Below are 23,096 nucleotides of genomic sequence, written 5' to 3'. Positions count from 1 at the left end.
CATTGATGCTGTTTAAAAGCATTAGCGGAAACACCAACATTAACGTGATGATGTCGGTGACGGGATATCCTTGCTGTTTCTTGAATCCAACCTTATGACAAAGGGAGCGGAAGTTGAACGATTTCATAACATCCCTTACAATAGAATCAATTGAAAATCCATGAGTTTGAATTACTTTTTCAATCTCTTTGGTTTTTCCCCGCATGTGATAACACGTCCTTTTGGCATGATTTGGATTGGTACCTTAATTATACCAAAAGCCCTGTGTTCATGCGGGTTTTTTATGGATTTTATGCGGATTCAAAGGCCATTTTTTCTTGGTTTATCAAGGTGCGAAACTCGAGTATAAAAATATTCAGTTATGATATGATAGGTATATAGAAAAAAGGGAGGGATCTTCATGAAAGAGACGGTAGGATTTATTGGCGTAGGCGTAATGGGAAAAAGCATGGCGCAACATATTATGGACGATGGCTATCAGGTGCTCGTCTATACACGGACGAAATCAAAGGCTGACGATCTCTTGGCGAACGGCGCCACCTGGAAGGATTCTGTAGGAGAGCTCGCATCAGAAGCGGATATCGTCATTACGATGATCGGCTATCCGCGCGATGTAGAAGATGTTTATTTTTCCGAGGATGGTCTATTGGCTCACATGAAAAAAGGAGCCACGTTGATAGACATGACGACCTCCAAACCATCGCTCGCGAAAAAAATCGCCGCAGCGGCGAAGGAAAAAGCAGGCTCAGCCCTTGATGCCCCTGTTTCCGGTGGCGATGTCGGCGCGCGCAACAAGAAACTTGTGATTATGATCGGCGGTGATCAGGAGGCATATGAACGGTGTCTACCGTTGTTCGAAACGATGGGTGAAAATATTCAATACTTAGGAGAGGCCGGCAATGGGCAACATACGAAAATGTGTAATCAAATCGCAGTGGCCGCGAGCATGATCGGGGCGGCCGAAGCGATGGGTTACGCCAAGGAAGCCGGCCTCGATCAGGAAAAAGTATTAAAAAGTATATCGACGGGAGCAGGCGGAAGCTGGACGCTGCAAAATCTCGCTCCACGTATGTTAAATGAAGATTTCGCCCCCGGTTTTTATGTCAAGCATTTCATCAAGGACATGGAGATCGCCATAGAAGAATCCGAACAGATGGAAGAAGGGCTTCCCGGGGTTGAGCTCGTCAAGTCACTTTATGATAAACTCCTCGAGCAGGGCGAAGAAAATAGCGGCACCCAGTCGATCTATAAATTATGGCAAAATTAAAAGACAAAAAAGCGCTCGGCATGTTCGGTTTAGCGATCGTCCTGGCCATGGGGGCCGGAATCTTTGCCGTATATGGGCATATGCTTTGGATCGTGACGCTCATCGTGTCGCAGATTGTCTTGATTATGGCGTTCTGGCGAATCTTTATGAGCGGAAATTAAAAAGGTGCTCCAAGGGGCATCTTTTTTTAGAGATAAGAAAGTAACTTTCTTATCATGCATAAGTGCAACTAAGGCTTTCGCCAGGCTTGGCGATAAGCCAAGTTTTCTTTATTTTGACAAACTGACTGTCCAGACGGTAAAATAACGAGTAGGAAAAGAGATGATAATGATGGCAAAGCGAGAAGACATTTTAAAAGCTGCAGCAAAGATCGTCTCCCATGTAGGCATTGGTCAAGTCACACTTGAACAGGTTGCCGAGGAAGCCGACATCAGCAAAGGGGGTTTACTGTATCATTTTCCGAGCAAGCAGGCGCTTCTGGAAGGTATGGTGCACTATGTGTTCAAGCGTTCAAACGAATCCATTGCTGCATATGAAAACGAAAATGATTTTTCCCTCAGTTATGTATTATCAACGCTAAATGATATCGATCAAGGTGACGACATTTCGACGATGGATAAAAGCGCGATCGTGGCGATTGCCGATGATCGTGAATTGTTGGCTTCCATGCAACAACAATATACCGAATGGATGCGACGTTTACGGGAGGAAAATACGGAGGAAGCGGCCGTCATCATCCGTTTGATTACAAGCGGATTATGGTTTGAAAATTTGTTCGAGATCCATCCGGCCGGCAATGAAGATCGGGAACACGTGCTTAACGTTGTAAAGGAGCTGATGGAACGCGGGAGTTAAGACTCCTTTTTTTACTACACTGACCGTCTGGACGGTTAAAGGAGGTGGGCGCCGATGATCTATGTTCTGCTAATGGTCGCCATTGTGCTTGCATCGGTTGGAGATGCAGCGTTAAAAAAATCCAGCGGCTTTCAACGATGGGGCCCGGCGACGGTGGGTGTCGTCATTTATTTGATCACGTTTTATTTGCTGTCGGTGGTTATGCTGGAACTTCCCGTTGGCGTCACGTATGCGACATGGAGCGGAATCGGTGTGATTTTGACGGCTTTCGTGGGTGTGCTCGTTTTTAATGAGCAACTAAACAAAAAAGTGGTGATCTCGATGGGAGTCATTATCGCCGGGGTTGTTCTTTTGAATGTTTAAGGAGGGGGCGTTATGGGAAGAAAAATAGGGATCGTCTGGCTCATCATTGCCATCGTCTTTGAAGTCATCGCGACGACAAATGTAAAGTTGGCAGCCGGATTCACCAATACGTGGAATACAGCACTTGTTTTTATCGGTATGCTGGGAGCGATCTATTTTCTGTCAAAAGCATTGGTCTACATTCCTTTGGCGATTGCCTATGCGATTTGGGTCGGGGCCGGTACCGGTATTGTAGCCCTTATAGGAGTCATCGTTTTTGATGAAGCGTTTGGTCCCGTTCGAATTACAGGCCTCATTTTTATCATCGCAGGCGTATGGGCGATGAGTTTATTTTTAAATGAAAAAGAAACAAATCAAGGCTTACAAGTAGAGAAGGAGTTTTAACTATGCAATCACTAACAGGAAAAACAGCATTAATTACCGGCGCGGGACGTGGCATTGGCCGTGCGCTTGCGCATAAGCTTGCCGAGGAAGGTGTGCATGTCGGTCTCGTAGGGAGAACGAGTGCGAACGTTGAAAATGTGGCAGAAGAACTGAAAAGGTACGAGGTGAAGGCTGTGAGCGCCCAAGCGGATGTTTCCGATAGGGACGCGGTGCAGGCAGCCATCAAGCAGATCAAAGACGGACTTGGATCGGTGGATATTTTGATTAATAATGCCGGCATCGGCAAGTACGGCCGCTTTATGGATCTCAGTGAAGATGATTGGCGATATGTTTGGGAGGTCAATGTGATGGGTGTTTATCATGTGACACAGGCCGTTCTTCCGGACATGATCGAGCGCCAAGCCGGAGACATCGTGAATATTTCTTCAACGTCAGGTGTTCGCGGAACCGAAGGCTCCAGTGCGTATAGCGCCACGAAATTCGCGTTGCATGGGCTCACGGAATCATTAATGCGAGAAATGCGAAGAGAAAATATCCGCGTGCAGGCCATCACACCAAGCAAAGTGATTACCGACTTCACCGCCGAAAATAACTTGAGTGACGGCAGTGAAGACAACGAGCATTTTATGCAGGCGGAAGACTTGGCTGATGTGGTTGTATCACAATTGAAACTCCACCCGCGCATGTTCGTGAAAAACACCGAACTTTGGGCGACGAACCCGAAGTAGACTAACACCCACTTTCTGCTTTTGCATAGGCTAACCATGATAATATTAAGGGAGTGGGACGAAAATGAGCCATATCGAATGGACGCTTAGCGACCCTTTTGTATACCAAGGTTTGTTAGAGCTCGAAGGCGAAATGATCGGGATTCAAACGACACGCGGAACGTTACGGGGAAAATTGGAAAGTGTTCAGCCTGATCATATCATGGTGGAAATGGGAGGACGGTTATTTTCTGTCAGGGTAGCGCAAATCATCTGGTTTTATCGGGATGAAGACGACAAGAAGCATCATGAATAGAATAATTTTATTTCCCCTTTCATAATCATCAAATGATGACCACATTTGATCGGGGGAATCGACTGATGATGAAGCGTGTGAACAAACTCGTGATTGACTTGCCAAGGCCTGAACATGGGGATATTAATGGGGCTGCCGCGGTTCAGGATCTCCTGGGCGGGGAATTTGGTGAAATGTCGACGCTCAACAATTATATGTTTCAATCCTTCAATTTTCGCGGCAAAAAGAAGTTTCTCCCCTTTTATAATCTCATTGCGAGCATCACGGCTGAAGAATTCGGTCACGTGGAACTCGTATCCACCGCGATCAACCTTATGTCTCATGGTACGACGAATCCCGGGGACCCGGATACAGCCCCATTGCAAATCGGAAAAGATGCTCGTTATTCCTATCATTTTACGACAACAGCCCAAACGTCTCTGCCGGCTGATGGTATGGGAAGACCTTGGGAAGGAGGATATGTCCACGGAAGCGGGGCTTTAGTTGAGGATTTGCTTCACAATTATTTTCTGGAGATCGGCGCCCGCCATCACAAGATGCGTGTGTATGAAATGACGACGAATCCCACGGCCCGGGAGTTGTGTGGATACTTACTCGTCAGGGGCGGAACGCATATCATCGCGTATGCAAAAGCGATTGAAGTAGCTACTGGTGTAGATGTCGGAAAAATGCTCCCCGTGCCACGGCCGGATAATTATGCTTTTGATCGGGCCAGAAAATATATGGATCAGGGGCTTTTTAACGTCCTCTATACGTGGGGCGAATCCGATTACAGTAATATTGACCAGATTTGGAAAGGGGAAAATCCGGAAACAGGTGAACCTTTACATGTGATTCATGGCATGCCCGAAGGCGCGCCCGTCCCTGATTTAGAAGAAAAAACGGAAATGTTCGCCCCCGGTCTCGACAAAGATGACTATGAACGGATTCTGAAACGACTCAAAGAGAATTTGTAGCGGGAATCCCGTCTCTTGAAAGGGGCGGGTTATTTTTTCATTTTGTTCCCATACTAATCGACCTGGAACGAAAAGAACTCCTCACCCGCAAACTCGCCTCTGTCAAAACTCCGTTCCACAAATGTGACCTGGTTTTGTTTGTCGATGAGCAGCACGGTAGAAGCACGTGTGCCATAATCACCTGTTTTTATAAACAGTGGGGACAATTTTCTCTCCAGATCCAGACTGACGCCTGTAGACGGCAATGATTCATCCGCCGCTTGCTCCGTGTCGGAAAGCATGTGGAAGAGGTTCTCTGTTTCAACGTCATTTGTTTGTGTATGAACATTCAATAAATGTTTGCCTTTTTCGACCTTTGGCCACGGTGTGTTCAATGAATCATTACTCACTCCGTGAGTGCCGGGGCTTATTTTACTTAACTCATCATGAACGTTGTTATAATGAAAAAGTTCATCGGGCCTTCCGGCAATTAAATTAAAACCGGCATAATCGTCCTTTTTATTTTGCAGCGATTGCATATAGTCGCGGGGCGATGTATCCGCTGTTAAATAGTCTTTAATGATGGCCCCCCGGGAGATTTTGTCGGGGTTCCTTTGCTGCGGATCGCGAAAATTGGTTAAGGCTGCGAATTTGCCTTGTGTCGTGATGCCGAGCCATGTCCCGTGTTGCAAAAGATCCCGTCCTGCCAATAATTCCGGAGCGTCTTCCCAGAAATGCGCAGGCGCGGTGGGGCGCTCGTAAAATTCATCTCTATTTGCAGCGATAATGATTTTATACTCGGAATGATCTTGCCAACGGAAATTGATAAGGCACATATGAGTGACGTCTCCTTTTTATTACAAGGTCCGATATCTACATCATATATGATAGAATAGAGATCGTCGAATAAGTCTACCAGTAGGACGGATATAGATGTTTTGGGAATTGCTTTTGGTTTTTGTGATTGTTATGATTGGCGCTTTTGTGCAAGGTGCGAGCGGGTTTGGGCTTGGCCTGGTGGCGATGGGTTTTCTACCCTTGATTCTTACCATCCAGGAGAGCACATTGCTCGTTTTATCCTTCATAGCAGCCACCGCGTTAACGATTCTCGTAAGGCATTATAAATATATCAATTTCAAGGGATTACTCGTTTTTATTGCTGTTTCTTTTATAGGGCGTATTGGCTCGTTTTTTGTGTTATCGACGTATGGAGAAATGGCATTTATGCAAACGTGGCTTGGTTATTTTCTGATCGCGCTCGTCGTATATTTATATTTTAGTACCAAAAGAGATTTGAATGTGAAAAAAAGTCACCATCTGCTGCCGATTGTTCTGGGCCTCTTAAATGGATTTTTTGGAGGTTTATTTGCGGTTGGGGGCACGTTTCTCGTCGTCTATTGTCTGTTGTTATACAAAGACGATAAGCATCGGTATACGGCGAATGTGCAAATCGTCACGGTGATCACGTGTTTATTTTCGCTGCTCCTCCACGGCATCAATGGAGACTTCGAACCGTCGTTTCCGCTTTACTTCCTCGCCGGTATTTTCGCGGTGATCATAGGCGCGCAATTGGGAATGAGATGGTTTGAAAAATTACCGACCCACTTGATCCGAATGATCGCGATGGCGCTCGTGTTGATCGCCGCGCTGAATTTAATTCTATTCTCTTAGCTGGAAAAACGCCTCGATCTGGTCTCGATCGAGGCGTTTCACGTTACATACTCGTTTTCCCTTTTTCATAAGCCCGTATTTCATTAAACCGTTTCGTTTCCCTGACGACAACGCCTGATAAGAGTAATAGCCCGATGAGGTTCGGAATCGCCATTAAGCCGTTAAAGATATCCCCGAGATTCCAGACGGTATCGAGCGATAACGTTGCCCCGGGAAAAATAGCCAAAACGAAGACGATGCGGTAGACGAGTGTGAAATTGGTGCCGGCAAGGTATGTGAAACACTTTTCGCCGAAATACGCCCAGCCGAGAATCGTCGAGTAGATAAAGAACAGTAACGTTACCGCGACGACAACATTGCCGTAGGCCGGAAGCAGCGCATCAAAGGATTGTGCGGTAAGAGCCGCGCCTTCGATATCGCGCATGTACATATCAGCCATGACAAGGGCGAGACCTGTCACTGTACAAACGATGATCGTGTCAATGAACACTTGCGTCATGGAAATCAAAGCCTGACGGGCCGGGACGTCCGTCTTCGCAGCGGCTGCGGCAATCCCGCCGGTACCGAGGCCGGCTTCGTTGGAAAAGAGCCCGCGGGCTACCCCCATTTGAATCACCGTACCAATGGCACCGCCGGCAACGGCTTGTCCTGTAAAGGCATCCGTAAAGATTAAACCAAATGCGCCGCCAACAGCGTCCGCATTGAAAATAATCAGAAGAACGCCGGCAACGAGGTAAACAACGACCATAAACGGGACGATAAAGGCGACCACGCGCCCGATGCTCTTAATGCCACCGATGATGACCAGGCCGATGAGAATCATAAATACGACACCGGTGGCCCATAACGGCACATTAAAAACGTCATTGGCCACGTCCGCAGCCGCGTTCGCCTGAATCATGTTTCCAATGCCGAAGATGGCCGCAAATACTGCAAAAATCGCAAAAAGAACAGCCAGCCATTTTTGCCCAAGTCCTTTCTCAATGTAATACATCGGACCGCCGGACATTTCTCCCCGGGCATTTTCCTGGCGATATTTGACGCCGAGAATTGCCTCGGAATACTTGGTGGCCATCCCGACAAGGGCCGTAATCCACATCCAAAAGACGGCGCCGGGTCCTCCGGCGACGACGGCGGTGGCAACGCCAACGACATTTCCCGTTCCGACTGTTGCGGCCAGAGACGTCATCAGCGCCTGAAAATGACTGATGTCTCCCTTGGATGTTTTATCCGATTTTGAAAAAGAAATTTTTAATGCGTAAGGCAACATTCGAAAGGAGTAGAACGCTAGGCGAACCGTTAAGTATACACCTGTACCTACGAGTAAAATGATCAATGGCAAGCCCCAGACAAAATCACTGATGTCACCTGTTATGCTTTCGAACCATTCCAGCATGTTAAGCCCCCTTTGTATGTATTGTACTAATCTTATACTAGATTTAAATAAATGTGAATAGAATGTGATAAATTTTCAGGGTAATAAGGAATCACTCATTTGTCGTTTTCTCGTTTCTTTTGTATAGTTGGAGTACAATCTGATCCCTTTTTTCCATAGGAGTTGAAAACGTGTTTATAGGCATAGCTATCGCGTTATGTTTGTGCGCATCTGCCTTTTTTTCCGGAAGTGAGACGGCCATGACAGCCGCGAATCGAACGAAGGTACAAACGAAAGCCGACAATCATGATCGTAAATCAGTAAAGCTCCTGCAAACATTGTCCCAGCCGGATATGTTTATCACCGGTATCCTGATCAGTAATAATGTGGTGAATGTGATTTTGCCGACCCTTGTGACGATGATGGCGATTGAATATGGTTTTAATGTTGGCGTCGCCACGGCTATATTAACCATCACGTTGATTGTTTTCGCTGAGGTGATACCAAAGTCCGTTGCCGCCACATTCCCTGATCGTATGACTTACATTGTGTTTCCTGTGATTCGCTTTGTTTTATGGCTTTTAAAGCCGTTTATCTATCTATTGTCCAAATTAACAGGAGCCGTCATTAAAGGGTTATCGAAAGACGAAGAACAGGAATCTTCGATTTCCAAAGAGGAACTGCGGACGATGGTTGATATCGCCCACACGGAAGGAACCTTTGCGAGTGAAGAAGGACAGCGCATCAAGGGTGTTCTCGATTTTTACAACCTTAATGTTCGCGATGCCCTGAAAACGCCGCGGGTCGAAATCGTCGGCATTCCCTATGACGCTTCATATGAAGAAGCGCGCGACATTATCCTCGGCAATCGGTTTACCCGTTATCCGATTTACCGGGATGATATGGACTCAATTATCGGCGTTTTTCATTCAAAAGGGCTTATCTATTGGTCCGTTGACCTGGATCAGGAGCTGACGCAAATCTCTGACATGTCCCCGTTATTCGTCAATGAATTCCATTCCATTGAACAAGTGTTTCGTCTGATGTCAAAGGAACAAAAGCACGTGGCGATCGTCCTTGATGAATACGGGGGCACGGTCGGTCTGTTAAGTCATGAAGACATCATTGAAGCGATGATCGGGCAGGAAATCGAAGATGAGACGGATTTGGGCAATGAAGACTTAATCGAAAGCTTGACGGACAATCGGATGATTTGTAACGGGAAAATTACGCTCAGACGATTGAACACGGTTTTTGGTACGGAAATTCCCGAAAAAGAAGATGTGCTCGCTGCTTTTATTTTAAACGAGCTTGAATATATTCCGATGGAAGGGGATTCGTTTGCATATGAGAATCTTCGATTTACGATATTGACGGTCGAAGATGCCACGTTGAAAAGAGTTGAGATTGAGAAAATGGCGGAGGCCGAAGAGTGAAAAGTTTCCGCCCTAGTAAAATCGGGAAAGGAGAGGGGGAGGTGATTGATCGTGTCTAATGTTGGCGGATTTTGGATTCGTTTGGTAGCCATTCTTTTAGATGGGCTGTTAATAGGCGCTGTCGTAACGATAGGGCTATCGCTGGGACTTGATCCCCAGAGTCAAGCCGTGCAACTGGGTGAAGGATTGCTTGCCCTTGCTTATGTCATTGTCGTGCCGGCCCTCTGGTTCGGTTATACGGTCGGGAAACGCATTGTTGGCATTCGCGTAGTAAAAAAAGATCATTCGGATGTCAGCTTTGGGACGATGGTGATGCGTGAATTCGTCGCCGGCCTCGTGTATGGGTTCACGTTCGGTATCGCTATTATCGTGTCTATATTCATGGTCACTTTGCGCCAGGACAAACGGGCGATCCATGATTTCATCGCCGGTACGTACGTGACGCATAACAAACCTTCATCCTAAAAAGACGACCATTGGAGGGTCGTCTTTTTCCGTCGTCATGAAGGCGGAAAGCTTGTGCATACACTTTATGGACGCCGGTGACGGAAGGTGTGCACAAGATGAAATTCTTCGCATGGTCGCTGTTTGGCCTGTATATGGCCGGGCTTCTCTATATTACGACACTCGCCTGGAACTACGGAGCCTCGCTCGGACCCGATGGGCCCGGAGGGCGAAATTATAATCTCATCCCGTTTCGCAGCATTTACCGGATTGGCGTTTTTAGCCCCACCTTCTGGGATCCCTTGAAAATGTTAATCGGCAATGTTATCTTATTCGTCCCGTTGGGCGTATATTTGCCCATGTTGTTTCGCTCATTGCGGACGATTGTGAAGGTAACGCTCGCGGGGGCCGCTTTATCGTTATTGATCGAACTTTACCAATTTACCTTTACCCTTCGGGTCGCTGATATTGATGATCTATTATTAAACGTTGGCGGCGTATCCATCGGAGCCGTGATATATTTTTTCTTTAAAAATCGTGTCGTGATTGATCCGCCACCTGCGTTTTCTCCCTGGCGACATAGCGATTCCACAAGCGGTAACAGCCGTAGACGATGAGTAAGAAGGTGCCATAATATAATCCGACGTAGAGTAAGTCGGCAGGATTGCGTACGATGGTGCTTCCAACCGTTGCAAAGAGGATCATCGACGGGATTTTTCCGACCGAGGAAGCGATGGTATAATTCCAGAACCTGACACGGCTGAGCGCCGAGTAAATGTTCACAATAATGGATGGAACGATAGGGATAAGTCTCGTCAAAAAGATGGTCATAAAGGCATTGCGTTCAAACAGCATGGTCACTTTGGCAATGACTCCGTATTTGCCGAGGATTTTTAACCCCCAATCCTGATAGCCGAAACGAACGAAGGCAAACATAATGATGGAAGCCATGGAGGAACCGATCCAGGTCACGAGGCTGCCAAGATAAGATCCGTAGATGGCTCCTATGATCCCGCCGATAATCGGGTACGGAATGACCGGGAATAGAGACATAAGTGTGGCCAACACGGAAGTTACCACAATCGATTCCGTACCGTGGTCATCGATCCATAACGCAATGTTTTCGCCATATATAAAGACCGTCCCCGCCAGTAAAGCGAGAAACAGGAACACAAAAATTTTTCGATACATGGATTCACCTCATGGGGATCTGTCTTTCAACATTCTATCAAATGCAAAAATGAGAGGGTAGGAAAACGGAGTGTACGAATCAAAACCGCTATTGCGCAACCGCATATTTATTTTGCTCTTGATTGCCGGCATCTTCGCTGTTGTCGGCTTTAGCATGTTTTTGACGACGGTCTCCTGGTATGCCATCAGTGAGATGGATTCAGCGGCCGCCGTCGGCCTTGTATTAATGGCAGCGACCATCCCCCGCCTTGTGATGATGATGTTCGGCGGTGTTGTCGCTGATAAGTATAAAAAAACGACGATTATGTTCACGACGAACTTGGTGCAGGCTTGTCTTTTATTCAGCATGTATTTGTTCGTCGCGAATGACCATTTGACGTTGTTTGTATTACTGGTACTGGCCGGTATCTTCGGAATGCTGGATGCTTTTTTCGGTCCGGCAAGTGTTTCCCTGATTCCGAAAGTCGTTCCGAAAAGACAATTGCAAAGGGCGAACGCCATTTTCCAGGGTGCTGACCAGATTTCTTTTATCATCGGGCCGATACTCGCAGGGTTAACGATGGAATCACTCGGCGTGCCCGCCAGTTTTTTGACGGCGACCATCCTCGTTTTTCTATCGGCCTTTTTTATCTTTCCGCCCTTTCTGAAGGAAGCGCCGGTGGAAGAGCGCGTGCCGCAAAGTCCCTGGCAAGATTTAAAAGAAGGAATGGGGTACGTTCGCCGTTCGAACTTTTTGCTTACGGGGCTCATCGTCTTGATCGCTCTGAATTTTTTCGTGTTTGGCGCGCTGCATGTAGCCATACCGTTGCTCGTCGACGTGCATGAAGGCACTCCGATGAATTTAAGTTACATGGAGGCCAGTTTGGGGATCGGCATGCTACTCGGCAGTTTTCTTTTAAGCGTCTATACGATAAGAAAACGTCGCGGGGCGGTGACGATTTATGGATTGCTGGCGTCTTTACTTCTATTTATCATCTTCAGTCTGGTTCCATCTCTTTCGTGGTTAACGGCGCTGTTATTTTTTATCGGATTTGCCATGGTTTTCGTGTATATTCCCTTTTTTACAGTCGCCCAGGAGAAAACGGAAAACCGGATCATGGGCAGGGTCATGAGTATAATTTTTCTCGCCATGAACGGATTTGATCCAATTGCTTACGGCATCGTTGCCGGTTTCGTAGCCGCGGGGATCCCGGTGCAAATAGTACTATTCGGATTGGGAATGGCCGGACTGTTACTTGCGTTCTTCATTTTTTTCAAGGCAAAGGCATTTCGTGACGTTTAATGAGCAGGATAAAAAGGAATAGACGTCAGGTGAAAAATTAAGTAAGGTGATAGGAATGCAGCGATATGAGGATACATTGTTTGACCAGGAACACATCAGCAACCATATTCTAAAAAATCGTTATATCGTCGGACCGATGACGCGGGTAAGCTCTGAACCCGATGGCACACCTAACACACGGGTGCACCAATATTATGAGCGTTTTGCCAAAGGCGGATTTGCCGCGGTGATGACGGAGGGGACGTATCCGGATACCGCCTACAGCCAAGGCTATGAAAACCAGGCCGGACTGGCGACCGAGAAACACGCAAACGCCTGGGAGCCGATCGTGCGGGATGTACAGGCCCACGGCGCAAAAATGATCGTGCAGTTGATGCATGCCGGCGGGCAATCACAGGGGAATGACTATAGTGATACGAGTGTTGCGCCATCGCCCTTCCAACCGCCGAGTAACAAGGTTGAAGTGTACGGCGGGCAAGGTGAGTTTCCGGTTGCGAAGGCATTGACGAAAGATGAAATCGAGGATGTAAAAGACGGGTTTGTGAGCTCCGCGCGCTATGCCCAGGCAGCCGGTTTTGACGGGATTGAGCTTCACGGCGCGAACGGCTATCTCCTCGATCAGTTTTTATCGGAGAATATTAATCAACGGGAGGACGAATACGGCGGGTCCATCGAAAACCGTTTGCGTTTAATTGTGGAATTGATTGAGGATGTACGCGAAGCGGTCGGTGAGCAAATGCTGCTCGGCATTCGCATTTCGCAGATGAAAGCGACGAACGGGACGTATAAGTGGCCAGGTGGGGAACAAGACGCAGAAGTCATTTTCTCGACTTTGGGAGAAACGGACGTGGATTATATCCACCTCTCCGATGATGATGCGACTACTCCTGGCTTTGGAGAAGGTACGATGACGATGTCGGAAGCGGCAAAGACATTTTCCGGCAAACCGATTATTGCTTGTGGCAGTCTTAGTGAACCGGAGAAAGCAGCGAGCCTCATTTCTGCCGGTCATTGCGATTTCGTCGCGATCGCCAGACAAGCGCTGGCCAATCCGGATACGCCGAATCGCGTTTTGGAGGATGAGCCGTTGGATGAATTCGATGCCGGTAGCATCATGAAGCCGAAAGCATACGTGAAAGATCATGAGCTTGATAAAGAGATGATGGAAAATCAATAGGTGTGAAGGAAGAAATGCTCCCGCTTCAACTATAGAAGCGGGAGTTAACTTCTTTTTACGCGTTCGTCTCCGGTTCTTCCGGCACCTTCCGTCCGAACAAGCGGTTCAACACATATGCCAATATAATCAGGACGACAATGCCTACTCCGAGCGACAGCCAAATAGATTCTGTATATCCGGCTATTACAAAGGCGATAATTCCGCTTCCCCCCGCGGTGAGTGCGTAGGGAAGTTGGGTATTGACGTGATCGACTAAGTCACATGATGCTCCGGCAGATGAAAGCACGGTTGTGTCGGAAATAGGAGAACAATGATCTCCAAAGATCCCGCCACTGAGAACTGCGGCAATCGCTAATGGCATCGAGATGTCCAGGGAAGCGGCAATCGGCATTGCGATCGGAATCATGATGGCGAAAGTACCGTAAGACGTTCCGGTTGTAAACGCCACAACCCCGGATATGATAAAGATCAGGGCCGGTATAATCGCGGGCGTAAAGAACTGCTCAGCGAGAGTGCTCACATATTCATCGGTGCCGACGACGGCAGCGACCTCCCCAATCGACCAGGCGAGGATTAAGATCATAAACACGAGGACCATCCCTTTAATGCCGCTCATGTAAATCGATATCGCTTCCTTGAAAGAAAACAGTTTTTGGGAGATTCCCATGATCAAGCCGACAATGCCTGCCGTAAAAGCGGCCAAAAGAATGGAGATGGCCCCGTCCGCTTCACCGATGGCAACGACAAAGTCATTTCCCGGATAACCTCCCGTCCATAAAAATAACGGCGGAATCATAGCCACCAGGACGATTAATGGAACGAGTAAATTCATTAATTTTGGCTTGGAGGTCATCGGTTCCGCTTGGGTAATTTCATCTGCAGATGGCGGTTGCGCGCCGTCACGTTGAACGTTTCCCGTCGTCATTGTACGGGATTCCGCTTTTGCCATCGGGCCATAATCAAGCTTTAAATAAATGATAACGAAGACAAAAAGAACAGCAAAAATCGCGTAAAAGTTAAACGGAATCGTCGTCAAATAGGCGAAATATTCCGATTGAGAAATGCCCAGTTCCGCAAATTGGGCGCCGATTAACCCCATGACAAACACGACCCAGGTAGAAACGGGAACGAGCAGAGCCGTGGGCGCGGAGGTAGAGTCAACGATATAGGCGAGTTTTTCCCGTGACACTTTCATTCGGTCGGTTACAGCCCGCATGACACTCCCTGCTGTTAACGCGTTAAAATAATCATCAATGAATAAAAGGATACCTACGCCTCCGGTCGATCCCTGTGCTCCCCGACGGCTTTTTACTTTTTCGGAAATAAATGTGGCTAAAGCTTCAGCGCCCCCGGTTCGCTGGAAAAATGCGATCAGGACACCGAACAACGCAACATAAACGAGTACGGTGGCGTTCCACTCATCGCCAATGACAGGAATGATAAAGTCCTGAAACGTAACATAGAAGCCCATCAACGGATTCCAGTCTGCCAGCATCGTTGCCCCGATCCAGACGCCGGCAAATAAGGAAGGAATGACATTACGCGTAATAATCGCAAGAGCGATCGCCAGCAACGGCGGCAGCAAGGTTAAAATACCGAATTCCATGCATACATGCCCCTTTCTTTTTTAAGTTATACATTATTTAAGTCCACCCTATTGTAATATACGACACTTAAGGGTGAAAAACCTGCAAGTTTTTAATATTTATTCTCCGGAACCAAAAACACGCCGGCGACCAGGGCCGGCGCGTAGAGCGCTCTCCATTAAGCAGAAGGTGCATTCTTATCCGCCTGGAAAGCTTTATCCTTGTGTTCCGAACGCTCGATATAAACGGAACATGCACTGTCACCAAGAATGTTCGTACCGGTTCGGATCATATCGAGGATACGATCAATCGCAGCAACCAAGGCAACACCTTCGAGTGGCAAACCGACTGCAGTGAGGGTGATGGTCAGCATAATCAGCCCTGCTCCGGGCACGCCGGCTGTACCGATAGCGGCAAGTGTTGCCACAACCATTACGGTAACGATTTCTAAAAACGAGAGCTGAACCCCGTAAAACTGGGCGATAAACAGGACCGCGACACCGTTATAAAGAGCGGTTCCGTCCATGTTAATGGTCGCGCCGAGAGGGATAACAAAACTGCTCGTGTTGTTGGAGACACCGACATTCTCTTGCACATTTTTCATGGAGAGCGGGATGGTAGCCGCGCTACTTGCCGCTGAGAAAGCAAACATGAACGCGGGGGACATTCCCTTGAAAAACTTCAATGGTGAAATCTTTCCAAGAAATTTCACGGCACTTCCATAAACGACCAGAATGTGGATCAAACAACCAACGGCAAGGGCAGCAATGACGACCAGCAGTGGCATTAAAACGGCTAAACCATGTTCTCCGACCACCGGTGCCAAAATACCAAAAACGCCAATGGGAGCGACTTTCATGATGCCGCCGGTAATTTTAAACATCACCTCGGCCAGGCTTTCAAAGAAGTTCTTCACAGGTTCCGCGCGTTCACCGACGAGCAGGATGCCGATCCCCAGGGCCAATGCGAAAAAGATGACTTGCAGGATATCCGCTTCAGCCATTCCCTCGATCGGGTTTTCAGGGACGATGCTTAAGATCACGTCAACGACATCATCGTCTTGTTCTTCGGTGTCTTCCAATTCCTCTTCCGCTTCTTCTTCGGTCGGTGGATCTATATCGGCTACCTCACCGGGGTTGAACAAAAAGCCCATAGACAGGCCAATACCAACCGCCAGAAAAGAGGTAACTAGAAAATATCCAACCGTTTTCCCGCCGAGCCGGAGCATTTGTTTTCCGGAACCCAGGCTTGTAACCCCGACGATGAGCGAGGCCAGCACAAGCGGCACGATGACGAATTGAATCAGCCGTAAAAAGAGCTCGCCGAGGGGTTCGACAACGAATATGGCTTCACCGAATATAGCGCCAGCTATGATAGCGAGAATGAATGCGATCAAAATTTGGTAAACTAAAGAAATTCGCACATATAACTCCCCTTTTTAAAATGATTGAATTATAAAAAAATAAGGCGCTTCCATATTTCCTTGTTTTATCCCTCCGTTCCTTCCGCTGACCATAGTACCATCTTACAATAGGCTAAAATAGGCGACAAGTCTAAATAACGTCTCCCTAGTAAATATGTGAAATACCAAGCTTGTAGAACCCATTTGTGATTGAAATAAAAGAGGAGCGCTTTTGAGGGGTCATAAAGTGGAACAATCCCTTTTCCTCTACTTTTTGCCTTGAACATGTTATAAAGAATGGGAGAGATATGAAACGGGGCGAATGATATGGAAGCAGCCGGTTATCTATATGCGGCAGGGATGACGAATGCATTGGCGGAAGAGGTCCCTGATGCTTATTGGGAGGAGCCGCTTATCACTGAACTGGGTACGTTGCGCGAATTGTTCCTGCATATGATTCGAGTGCGAAATGTGTACAAAGAAAGCTTAGAGACAGGCAGCGTGACATTTCCCGGCGATAAAACTTCCGATACGTTCAACACGAAGGGATCCACCAAGGGCAGTACTATGTCGCGCTTAGGCAAGCAGGTCTTCGCCCCCCTGTGTCTTGGAGACGCGACTGGAAGATGTGAGGAGAGAATTTAATGGCAAAAATACTGATCATGACCGCGGTAGAAGCAGAAAAAGAAGCTGTTGAACGCGGGATCGGTGAGACGTCAGGCATCGATGTCGCCATCGCCGGCGTAGGTCCTGCCCAGGCAGCAGCGCGAACAGCTTTCGCCTTACCGAAAGACGAGTACCGTATGGTGGTGAGCGTCGGGATCGGGGGCGGCTTTAAAAACAGGGCAGCTATCGGCGATATCGTCATTAGTGACCGTCTCATTGCCGCTGAACTAGGGGCGGAATCATCACAATCATTTATTCCCATCGACGAACTTGGATTTGGAACAAACGTGATCACGGCTGATGACTCATCTGTACAACGATTGTCCTCCCGATTAATCGAAAAGAATCAGCGTGTACATACCGGGGCTATTCTGACCCTCTCAATGGTGACGGGAACAGATGATACCGCACACGCGCTGATACATAGATACCCAGATGCCTGTGCAGAAGCCATGGAAGGCTTTGGCGTAGCGACTGCGGCTGCCGAACAGAATCTACCAGTGTTAGAAATCAGGTCGATTTCAAATCTCACCGGCCCCAGAGACAAGGAAAACTGGAACATCAAGGAAGCGCTCGCCTCGCTTGAGCCAGCGGGTGCGGCGATCAAGGAGGTTTTCGCATGAAAATAGCGTATTCCCCATGTCCGAATGATACATTTGTTTTTCACGCCCTTACCCACGGATTGATTGAGGGTGCGCCTTCTTTCGACGTCACGTATGCAGATATCGATGTCACAAATCATCTGGCGATAGAGAGTGATCCCAACCAACACGACGTAATGAAAATTTCTTTTGCAGCTTTACCATGGGTATTGAATGATTACGCGCTTCTGTCTTGCGGAGGAGCCCTTGGCCGTGGCTGCGGCCCTCTCGTTTTAACGGCAGACGAGGAACATCACCCAGCGTATTTGCGAGGGAAACGTGTGGCTGTACCGAGCGAGCGATCCACCGCTTATATACTGTTTCGGCTCTGGGCCGCTCAACAGGTAGAGGGAGACATCGGCGAGATCGTTGTGATGCCATTCCACGACATTATGCCTGCCGTGCAAAAAGGGGACGTTGACGCCGGTCTTGTCATTCACGAGGCGCGCTTTACTTATCAAAATTATGGTTTGCATAAACTCGTCGACCTCGGTGACTGGTGGGAAAAAGATACGGGCCATGCCATTCCGCTGGGGGCGATCATTGCCCGTCGCTCCATTGAGCAGGAAGCCCTCACCGGCTGGATCAAGCAATCCATCGATTATGCCTGGGAAAACCCGCAAGCCTCAAAAGATTACGTACGCGAACACGCCCAGGAAATGGATGATGATGTCGCTCAAAGCCATATCAATCTATACGTCAACGAATTTACGAAAGAACTTGGCGAAGAAGGGTACGAGGCGATTGAGACATTCCTGTACCGGGCCGCGAACGATGGTCTCGTGCCTGATACCCATTTGCATAAGTTACGTGATTAAAGGAAGGGGAAACGAATGAACATTGACCATTTTGTAACGAAAGAATGGCTATACGATCATCTCGAGGATTCCGATGTTGTGATTGCTGACTGTCGTTATCAACTCAATGATCCGGAGGCTGGCTGGAGAGCTTATGAACGAGGCCATATCCCGGGGGCTGTCTTTTTTGATTTAAAAAAAGATCTGTCAGGTACCGCGACGACCCATGGGGGGAGGCATCCGTTACCGGCCTTGAATCATTTTACGGACGCCGTGAAAGCCGCGGGGATTGAACATGCCAAGCAAGTAGTCGTCTACGATGATCAACACGGATCAATGGCCGGACGCTTGTGGTGGTTACTTCGATATGCCGGTCATCCGCAAGTGTCATTGCTTGATGCCAACTACACTGACTGGGAAAACCAGGGCTATCCGACAAGTACGGAAATCCCCCGCCCGGCTCAAGGCCAGTTCGAGCCGTTAGTGCAGCCGGAAATGAGGGTTGCCATGGACGAGGTGAAAACATTAAAAGATAAGGATAACGTTGCTTTGATCGATGCCCGAGCAACGGAACGTTTTCGCGGAGAACATGAACCGGTGGATACAAAAGCCGGACACATCCCGGGCGCAGAAAATTGGTTTTGGAAGGACAATATTGGCGCGGACGGCAAGTGGAAATCGACCGACGCGCTCGTCGATCGCTTCCGTTCATTGCGCGAAAAAGATACCGTGATCGTTTATTGCGGCTCCGGTGTATCGGCAACGGCGAATATCATTGCTTTAAAACAGGCGGGTATCGAAAACGTCAAGCTGTATCCCGGAAGTTGGAGCGATTGGTCTTCCTATGATGATAATCCTGTTTCAAAAGGAGACACGTGATGAACATACAGGAAGACCTTGAGATGTATCATCTTTATGAATTTATTCTTGCCCGTCAAAAAGAAGCGAAGAGCAATGTTTAATAATATCCCGGCGCCGCACGATCCCGATAAAGTATTCGGCATCATCGGTGACCGGGATGAAGTTCTGATCAGCGGACAACGCGATCAAATCTTCCATCTGGGCGTGAATGAAAATGGGGACGTTTTCCACGCGCAGTGTAATATCCTTAAGCCTACTGTTCAGCGCTTTTTCGTATCCGGGCTCTTTATGATCCACCAATTGCCACAAAAGGTCTCCTTCGGTGACCGTCCCGGCATACCTGCCGTCCTCATTGACGAGCGGAGCTGCCGTATAGCTGTGGTGTCGCATTTTTTCAAGGGCTTGTCGTACCGTCGCGTCTGGGCTTAAATATTTTACTTCTTGTTTTGGCAACAGAAAAAAACCGATGTTCAATCGTTAATCCCCCTCTTCCTCTCGCTGATTAAATCACATCCAATGGTTATCAATCTTCTCCGATGATTTTCACTTCTGTGTGCAGATCGACATCGAATTTGCTTTTAACCGTTTTTTGCACGTGGCGAATCAAGGACAAATAATCCGTTGCCGTTGCGCCGTCAACATTAACGATGAATCCCGCATGTTTCCCCGACACCTCGGCCCCGCCGATGCGCGTTTTTTGCAGGCCGCTGTCCTGAATGAGTTTGCCGGCAAAATGATCAGGCGGTCGTTTGAACACACTGCCGCATGACGGAAATTCCAACGGTTGCTTGGATTCGCGCAAATACGTTAACTCATCCATTTTTGCTTTAATCGCCTCATATTGGCCGGGTTTAAGTTCGAAGACCGCTTCCAGAGCGATATAGTCCTTTTTCGAAATGATACTGCTGCGGTAGGAAAGCTCCAGATCTTCATTTTTAAGCGTCACAATCTCTCCGGATGGGGTTAAAAGCGTCGCGTTCACGAGCACTTGTGAGACTTCTCCGCCATAGGCGCCCGCGTTCATAACGAGCGCACCGCCTACCGACCCGGGAATGCCACAGGCGAATTCCATGCCCGTAAGTGAGCGAGACAAGGCTGTTCTCGAAACATCGATAATGGCAGAGCCGCTTTGGGCAATGATGGTATCGTCGTCGACGGTTATTTTGCTTAAATGGGAAAAATGGAGCACTATCCCCCGAATACCGCCATCCCGTATGATTAAGTTCGATCCGTTACCCAGCATGGTAAGGGGGATATCCCATTCATAGGCGAGAGCGGTCACGGCGCTCGCTTCTTCATACGTATACGGCAAAACGAGATAATCCGCTCTCCCCCCCGTTTTCGTGTGTGTATACTTATCAAGGGGTTCATTCCTGCGGATACATTCGTCCGGTAATGAATCTGTTAACGCTTCATATATTTTATCTTCGCTCATAGTCGTTCACCCTTTTGGCTGTTCAATCCGTTCATGCTTAATCGTAAGCCTCCTTTATATCATAGCAAGCCTACATCGTTTTTGAAAGAAAAGAAAGCATGGTTGCTTTAAATAATTTATGTCGTTTCCGGATATGAGGTGAGCCAATTGAATCATGTACCTTCAGTGTCGCCCAGCTTGAGCTTCTGCAACCCCGGGTGTAAAATGAAAATGATACTTAGGATTGGAGAACACTGAAAATGAGATTCGATTTGCATACCCATCATGAACGGTGCGGACACGCGGTGGGAGAGGTCGAAGATTATGTACTTGCCGCCTTGGATCAAGGGCTGGATGCTATAGGGATCTCCGACCATTCTCCGTTTTTTCATAGTGACAAAGAACAAGCGGATCCGGGAATTGCAATGGAAAAGCGGGAATTTCCGGCCTATGTGAAAGACGTTTTACGGCTAAAAGAAAAGTACGCCGACAGGATCGAGGTCCTGCTCGGTGTTGAAGCTGACTTTTTGCCGGAGGGTGTGGCGTCATATAGAAGGCAACTACAAAAATATCCGTTGGATTACGTCATCGGCTCGGTGCACTACACGTTTGGCCGAAATATTTTCGATCGAGATCGTTGGAAAGGCGCTGACGACGAAGATCTTTTCAAAGTAAAAGAAGCGTATTTTGATCTGATTGCCGCCTCAGCACGATCTGGGGATTATCAAGTGCTCGGCCATATTGACGCGATTAAGGGATTCTGTCCGGAAATCACGGATATTCAGACGAATAAAGTTGAGAACGCGCTGCAGACCATTGCCGAGGAGCAAGTAGCGATTGAGGTGAATACATCCGGAAAAATGAAGGCCTGTGGAGGCTGGTATCCTTCCGAGGACATACTGGAACGCGCCTGTTTTTACGGTGTTCCGGTTACGATGGGATCAGATGCGCATCACCCCCGGAGAGTGGGCGATGATCTGGAAGCCGTAAGGGCAAAACTTAAGGATATCGGCTTTACGGAATGGTGGTTATTTCGGGAGAAAAAGCCAGTGAGCGTAGCGTTATAAAAGAGGAGGCCAAAAATGAACGTGATCGTTGTAGGCGGAGGAATCGTGGGGGCGAGCACTGCATATCATCTCGCCCTCGAAGGGGCTCATGTAACGCTTGTGGATAGGCACGACGAAGGGCAGGCCACCGCGGCGGGGGCAGGGATTGTTTGCCCCTGGATTTCGGAGCGAAAAGACAATCAGCCCTGGTATGAAATGGCTCGCGGCGGCGCCCATTATTATGGAACGTTGGTCGAGCTGTTACAGGCAGATGGGGAAAATGACTGGGGATTCAAGCGCGTGGGCGCGCTCGCGGTGAGTGAGGACACGGCAGAACTTGACAAGATTGAAAAACAAGCCCATGACGCCCGGCAGACTTCACCGGAAGTAGGAGAGATCACGCGCATGACAAACGTTGGGGCGAGAGATCTTTTTCCGCCACTAGGGGCTCATTTGGACGCCGTGCATCTCTCCGGAGCAGCACGCGTAGACGGGCAGCAATTAAGGGACGCCCTCCTGCGCGGTGCTGAAAAACAAGGAGCTGAAATCATTCGAGGCGAAGCACGGTTGAAAAAAGATGGAGATCGAGTGAGTGGCGTATACATAAATGAGACCGTATATGAAGCGGATCATGTCTTCGTTGCTGTAGGCGCCTGGACGGCAGACATTCTCACGCCTATCGGAATTTCCCTTCCCATTGAACCGCAACGTGGCCAAATTATTCATTTGCAGTTGGCGGAAGCCGATACATCCGACTGGCCGGTGGTGCTCCCGAGAACGAGTTATTACATGCTGGCCTTCAATGATTCGCGCGTGGTGGTCGGCGCGTCGCGTGAAGATGGCGTAGGTTTTGATTACCGCCCGACGGCGGCCGGCATTCAAGAGGTGCTGGAAAGCGCGCTTTCGGTTGCACCCGGATTAGCAGAAAGTAAAGTGCACGAAACCCGTATCGGCTTTCGCCCCGTTGGCCCTGATGATGTCCCTTTAATGGGAAGCATAAAGGGGGTTGAAGGCTTAAGCGTTGCCAATGGCCTCGGGCCTTCAGGCTTAACGATGGGGCCCTACGTCGGTAAGTGCATGAGCGACGCCATTCTCGGTAAGGATGGCGAGATGGATCTTTCTCCTTACGACCCGCTGCGGTTTGAAAGGTAAAAGTTTTGTCGTCGGTTTGGTTCAGCCCGGGTTTTGGGGTATGGCATCGTGCGTCTTGACCCTCTGAGTGAGTTCCGCCCGGGCTTTGGGGTATGGAGTCAGGGGAATCATCCCCCGCGGGGTAGTCG

The 23,096-nt window shown here is 48.4% G+C and carries 27 protein-coding genes and 1 pseudogene; 20 read left to right on the top strand and 8 right to left on the bottom strand.

Annotation, left to right across the window (positions count from 1 at the left end; translation table 11 throughout):
- Window positions 1-205 (bottom strand): annotated as a pseudogene (locus BLS58_RS17845) (IS4 family transposase); the annotation flags it as partial.
- 195 nt (window positions 206-400) lie between these two features.
- Here BLS58_RS17845 and BLS58_RS10840 point away from each other — a divergent pair.
- From BLS58_RS10840 to BLS58_RS10810, 8 genes are all read left to right on the top strand, one after another.
- Entirely contained in the window at window positions 401-1,267 is an 867-nt protein-coding gene (locus BLS58_RS10840; RefSeq protein WP_090398806.1) for an NAD(P)-dependent oxidoreductase, read from the top strand.
- Window positions 1,255-1,428, top strand: a complete 174-nt coding sequence (locus BLS58_RS17560; RefSeq protein WP_176764715.1) for a hypothetical protein — start codon at window positions 1,255-1,257, stop codon at window positions 1,426-1,428. Before BLS58_RS10840 ends, BLS58_RS17560 begins: the two co-directional genes overlap by 13 nt.
- Before the next feature lie 169 nt (window positions 1,429-1,597).
- On the top strand, window positions 1,598-2,122 hold the full coding sequence (locus tag BLS58_RS10835; protein ID WP_176764714.1) for a TetR/AcrR family transcriptional regulator: 525 nt from the start codon (window positions 1,598-1,600) through the stop codon (window positions 2,120-2,122).
- 54 nt (window positions 2,123-2,176) lie between these two features.
- Window positions 2,177-2,485, top strand: a complete 309-nt coding sequence (locus tag BLS58_RS10830; RefSeq protein ID WP_090398802.1) for a DMT family transporter — start codon at window positions 2,177-2,179, stop codon at window positions 2,483-2,485.
- 12 nt (window positions 2,486-2,497) lie between these two features.
- Window positions 2,498-2,869 (top strand): DMT family transporter, encoded by a 372-nt coding sequence (locus BLS58_RS10825; protein WP_090398800.1) that lies wholly within the window; start codon window positions 2,498-2,500, stop codon window positions 2,867-2,869.
- 2 nt (window positions 2,870-2,871) lie between these two features.
- Window positions 2,872-3,597, top strand: a complete 726-nt coding sequence (locus BLS58_RS10820; RefSeq protein ID WP_090398798.1) for a 3-ketoacyl-ACP reductase — start codon at window positions 2,872-2,874, stop codon at window positions 3,595-3,597.
- Window positions 3,598-3,661: 64 nt separating this feature from the next.
- Window positions 3,662-3,892: a YuzF family protein gene (locus BLS58_RS10815; protein WP_090398796.1), complete on the top strand. Its 231-nt coding sequence runs from the start codon at window positions 3,662-3,664 to the stop codon at window positions 3,890-3,892.
- 65 nt (window positions 3,893-3,957) lie between these two features.
- Window positions 3,958-4,848 (top strand): manganese catalase family protein, encoded by an 891-nt coding sequence (locus tag BLS58_RS10810; protein ID WP_090398794.1) that lies wholly within the window; start codon window positions 3,958-3,960, stop codon window positions 4,846-4,848.
- A gap of 53 nt (window positions 4,849-4,901) precedes the next feature.
- Here the strand turns inward: BLS58_RS10810 and BLS58_RS10805 are convergent, their stop codons facing one another.
- Window positions 4,902-5,663 (bottom strand): NRDE family protein, encoded by a 762-nt coding sequence (locus BLS58_RS10805; protein ID WP_090398792.1) that lies wholly within the window; start codon window positions 5,661-5,663, stop codon window positions 4,902-4,904.
- Window positions 5,664-5,760: 97 nt separating this feature from the next.
- Between BLS58_RS10805 and BLS58_RS10800 the strand changes: the two genes are divergently transcribed.
- A complete protein-coding gene (locus tag BLS58_RS10800) occupies window positions 5,761-6,498 on the top strand; it encodes a sulfite exporter TauE/SafE family protein (protein ID WP_090398791.1) in 738 nt (245 codons plus the stop codon).
- 43 nt (window positions 6,499-6,541) lie between these two features.
- Here the strand turns inward: BLS58_RS10800 and BLS58_RS10795 are convergent, their stop codons facing one another.
- Entirely contained in the window at window positions 6,542-7,894 is a 1,353-nt protein-coding gene (locus BLS58_RS10795) for an alanine/glycine:cation symporter family protein (RefSeq protein ID WP_090398789.1), read from the bottom strand.
- 176 nt (window positions 7,895-8,070) lie between these two features.
- Here BLS58_RS10795 and BLS58_RS10790 point away from each other — a divergent pair, with 176 nt between their 5' ends.
- The 3 genes from BLS58_RS10790 to BLS58_RS10780 all read left to right on the top strand — a co-directional run bounded on the left by BLS58_RS10790 (window position 8,071) and on the right by BLS58_RS10780 (window position 10,370).
- On the top strand, window positions 8,071-9,309 hold the full coding sequence (locus BLS58_RS10790; RefSeq protein WP_090398822.1) for a hemolysin family protein: 1,239 nt from the start codon (window positions 8,071-8,073) through the stop codon (window positions 9,307-9,309).
- Between the two features lie 45 nt (window positions 9,310-9,354).
- A complete protein-coding gene (locus tag BLS58_RS10785; protein ID WP_090398787.1) occupies window positions 9,355-9,774 on the top strand; it encodes an RDD family protein in 420 nt (139 codons plus the stop codon).
- A gap of 98 nt (window positions 9,775-9,872) precedes the next feature.
- The gene (locus tag BLS58_RS10780; protein WP_090398785.1) at window positions 9,873-10,370 is read left to right on the top strand and encodes a VanZ family protein; all 498 of its coding nucleotides are present in this window, start codon (window positions 9,873-9,875) and stop codon (window positions 10,368-10,370) included.
- Here the strand turns inward: BLS58_RS10780 and BLS58_RS10775 are convergent.
- Complete coding sequence (locus tag BLS58_RS10775) at window positions 10,282-10,944, bottom strand: TVP38/TMEM64 family protein (RefSeq protein ID WP_090398783.1); 663 nt, start codon at window positions 10,942-10,944, stop codon at window positions 10,282-10,284. The two genes, BLS58_RS10780 and BLS58_RS10775, sit on opposite strands and share 89 nt — an antisense overlap.
- A 70-nt stretch (window positions 10,945-11,014) precedes the next feature.
- Between BLS58_RS10775 and BLS58_RS10770 the strand changes: the two genes are divergently transcribed.
- Together BLS58_RS10770 and BLS58_RS10765 are read left to right on the top strand one after the other, a co-directional pair.
- Entirely contained in the window at window positions 11,015-12,226 is a 1,212-nt protein-coding gene (locus BLS58_RS10770) for an MFS transporter (protein ID WP_090398781.1), read from the top strand.
- Window positions 12,227-12,281: 55 nt separating this feature from the next.
- Entirely contained in the window at window positions 12,282-13,403 is a 1,122-nt protein-coding gene (locus tag BLS58_RS10765) for an oxidoreductase (protein WP_090398779.1), read from the top strand.
- A gap of 55 nt (window positions 13,404-13,458) precedes the next feature.
- Here BLS58_RS10765 and BLS58_RS10760 read toward each other — a convergent pair whose 3' ends face one another.
- Together BLS58_RS10760 and BLS58_RS10755 are read right to left on the bottom strand one after the other, a co-directional pair.
- Entirely contained in the window at window positions 13,459-15,009 is a 1,551-nt protein-coding gene (locus tag BLS58_RS10760) for a Na+/H+ antiporter NhaC family protein (RefSeq protein ID WP_090398776.1), read from the bottom strand.
- Between the two features lie 158 nt (window positions 15,010-15,167).
- Window positions 15,168-16,412 (bottom strand): dicarboxylate/amino acid:cation symporter, encoded by a 1,245-nt coding sequence (locus tag BLS58_RS10755; protein ID WP_090398774.1) that lies wholly within the window; start codon window positions 16,410-16,412, stop codon window positions 15,168-15,170.
- 306 nt (window positions 16,413-16,718) lie between these two features.
- Between BLS58_RS10755 and BLS58_RS10750 the strand changes: the two genes are divergently transcribed.
- From BLS58_RS10750 to BLS58_RS10735, 4 genes are read left to right on the top strand one after another with little or no spacing between them, the layout of a single operon-like run.
- Window positions 16,719-17,036 carry a hypothetical protein gene (locus BLS58_RS10750; protein ID WP_245723140.1) on the top strand — a complete coding sequence of 106 codons (318 nt, stop codon included), beginning with the start codon at window positions 16,719-16,721 and terminating at the stop codon, window positions 17,034-17,036.
- A complete protein-coding gene (locus tag BLS58_RS10745) occupies window positions 17,036-17,680 on the top strand; it encodes a futalosine hydrolase (protein WP_090398772.1) in 645 nt (214 codons plus the stop codon). Before BLS58_RS10750 ends, BLS58_RS10745 begins: the two co-directional genes overlap by 1 nt.
- Window positions 17,677-18,516 (top strand): 1,4-dihydroxy-6-naphtoate synthase, encoded by an 840-nt coding sequence (locus BLS58_RS10740; protein WP_090398770.1) that lies wholly within the window; start codon window positions 17,677-17,679, stop codon window positions 18,514-18,516. The genes BLS58_RS10745 and BLS58_RS10740 overlap by 4 nt, the downstream gene beginning before the upstream one ends.
- A gap of 15 nt (window positions 18,517-18,531) precedes the next feature.
- The gene (locus BLS58_RS10735; RefSeq protein WP_342705637.1) at window positions 18,532-19,374 is read left to right on the top strand and encodes a sulfurtransferase; all 843 of its coding nucleotides are present in this window, start codon (window positions 18,532-18,534) and stop codon (window positions 19,372-19,374) included.
- Window positions 19,375-19,416: 42 nt separating this feature from the next.
- Here BLS58_RS10735 and BLS58_RS10730 read toward each other — a convergent pair whose 3' ends face one another.
- Window positions 19,417-19,830, bottom strand: coding sequence for a CBS domain-containing protein (locus BLS58_RS10730; protein ID WP_090398767.1), 414 nt, complete (start codon window positions 19,828-19,830; stop codon window positions 19,417-19,419).
- A gap of 49 nt (window positions 19,831-19,879) precedes the next feature.
- A complete protein-coding gene (gene murB / locus BLS58_RS10725) occupies window positions 19,880-20,791 on the bottom strand; it encodes a UDP-N-acetylmuramate dehydrogenase (protein ID WP_090398765.1) in 912 nt (303 codons plus the stop codon).
- 239 nt (window positions 20,792-21,030) lie between these two features.
- Here murB and BLS58_RS10720 point away from each other — a divergent pair, with 239 nt between their 5' ends.
- Together BLS58_RS10720 and BLS58_RS10715 are read left to right on the top strand one after the other, a co-directional pair.
- Window positions 21,031-21,837: a histidinol-phosphatase gene (locus BLS58_RS10720; RefSeq protein WP_090398763.1), complete on the top strand. Its 807-nt coding sequence runs from the start codon at window positions 21,031-21,033 to the stop codon at window positions 21,835-21,837.
- Window positions 21,838-21,852: 15 nt separating this feature from the next.
- Window positions 21,853-22,968, top strand: coding sequence for an NAD(P)/FAD-dependent oxidoreductase (locus tag BLS58_RS10715; protein ID WP_090398761.1), 1,116 nt, complete (start codon window positions 21,853-21,855; stop codon window positions 22,966-22,968).
- Window positions 22,969-23,096 lie beyond the last annotated feature (128 nt).

The organism is Natribacillus halophilus (assembly GCF_900100185.1).
Taxonomy (GTDB): domain Bacteria; phylum Bacillota; class Bacilli; order Bacillales; family Marinococcaceae; genus Natribacillus; species Natribacillus halophilus.
Note: the sequence above shows the minus strand (reverse complement) of the source record. Positions and strands in the feature narration are given on the sequence as shown.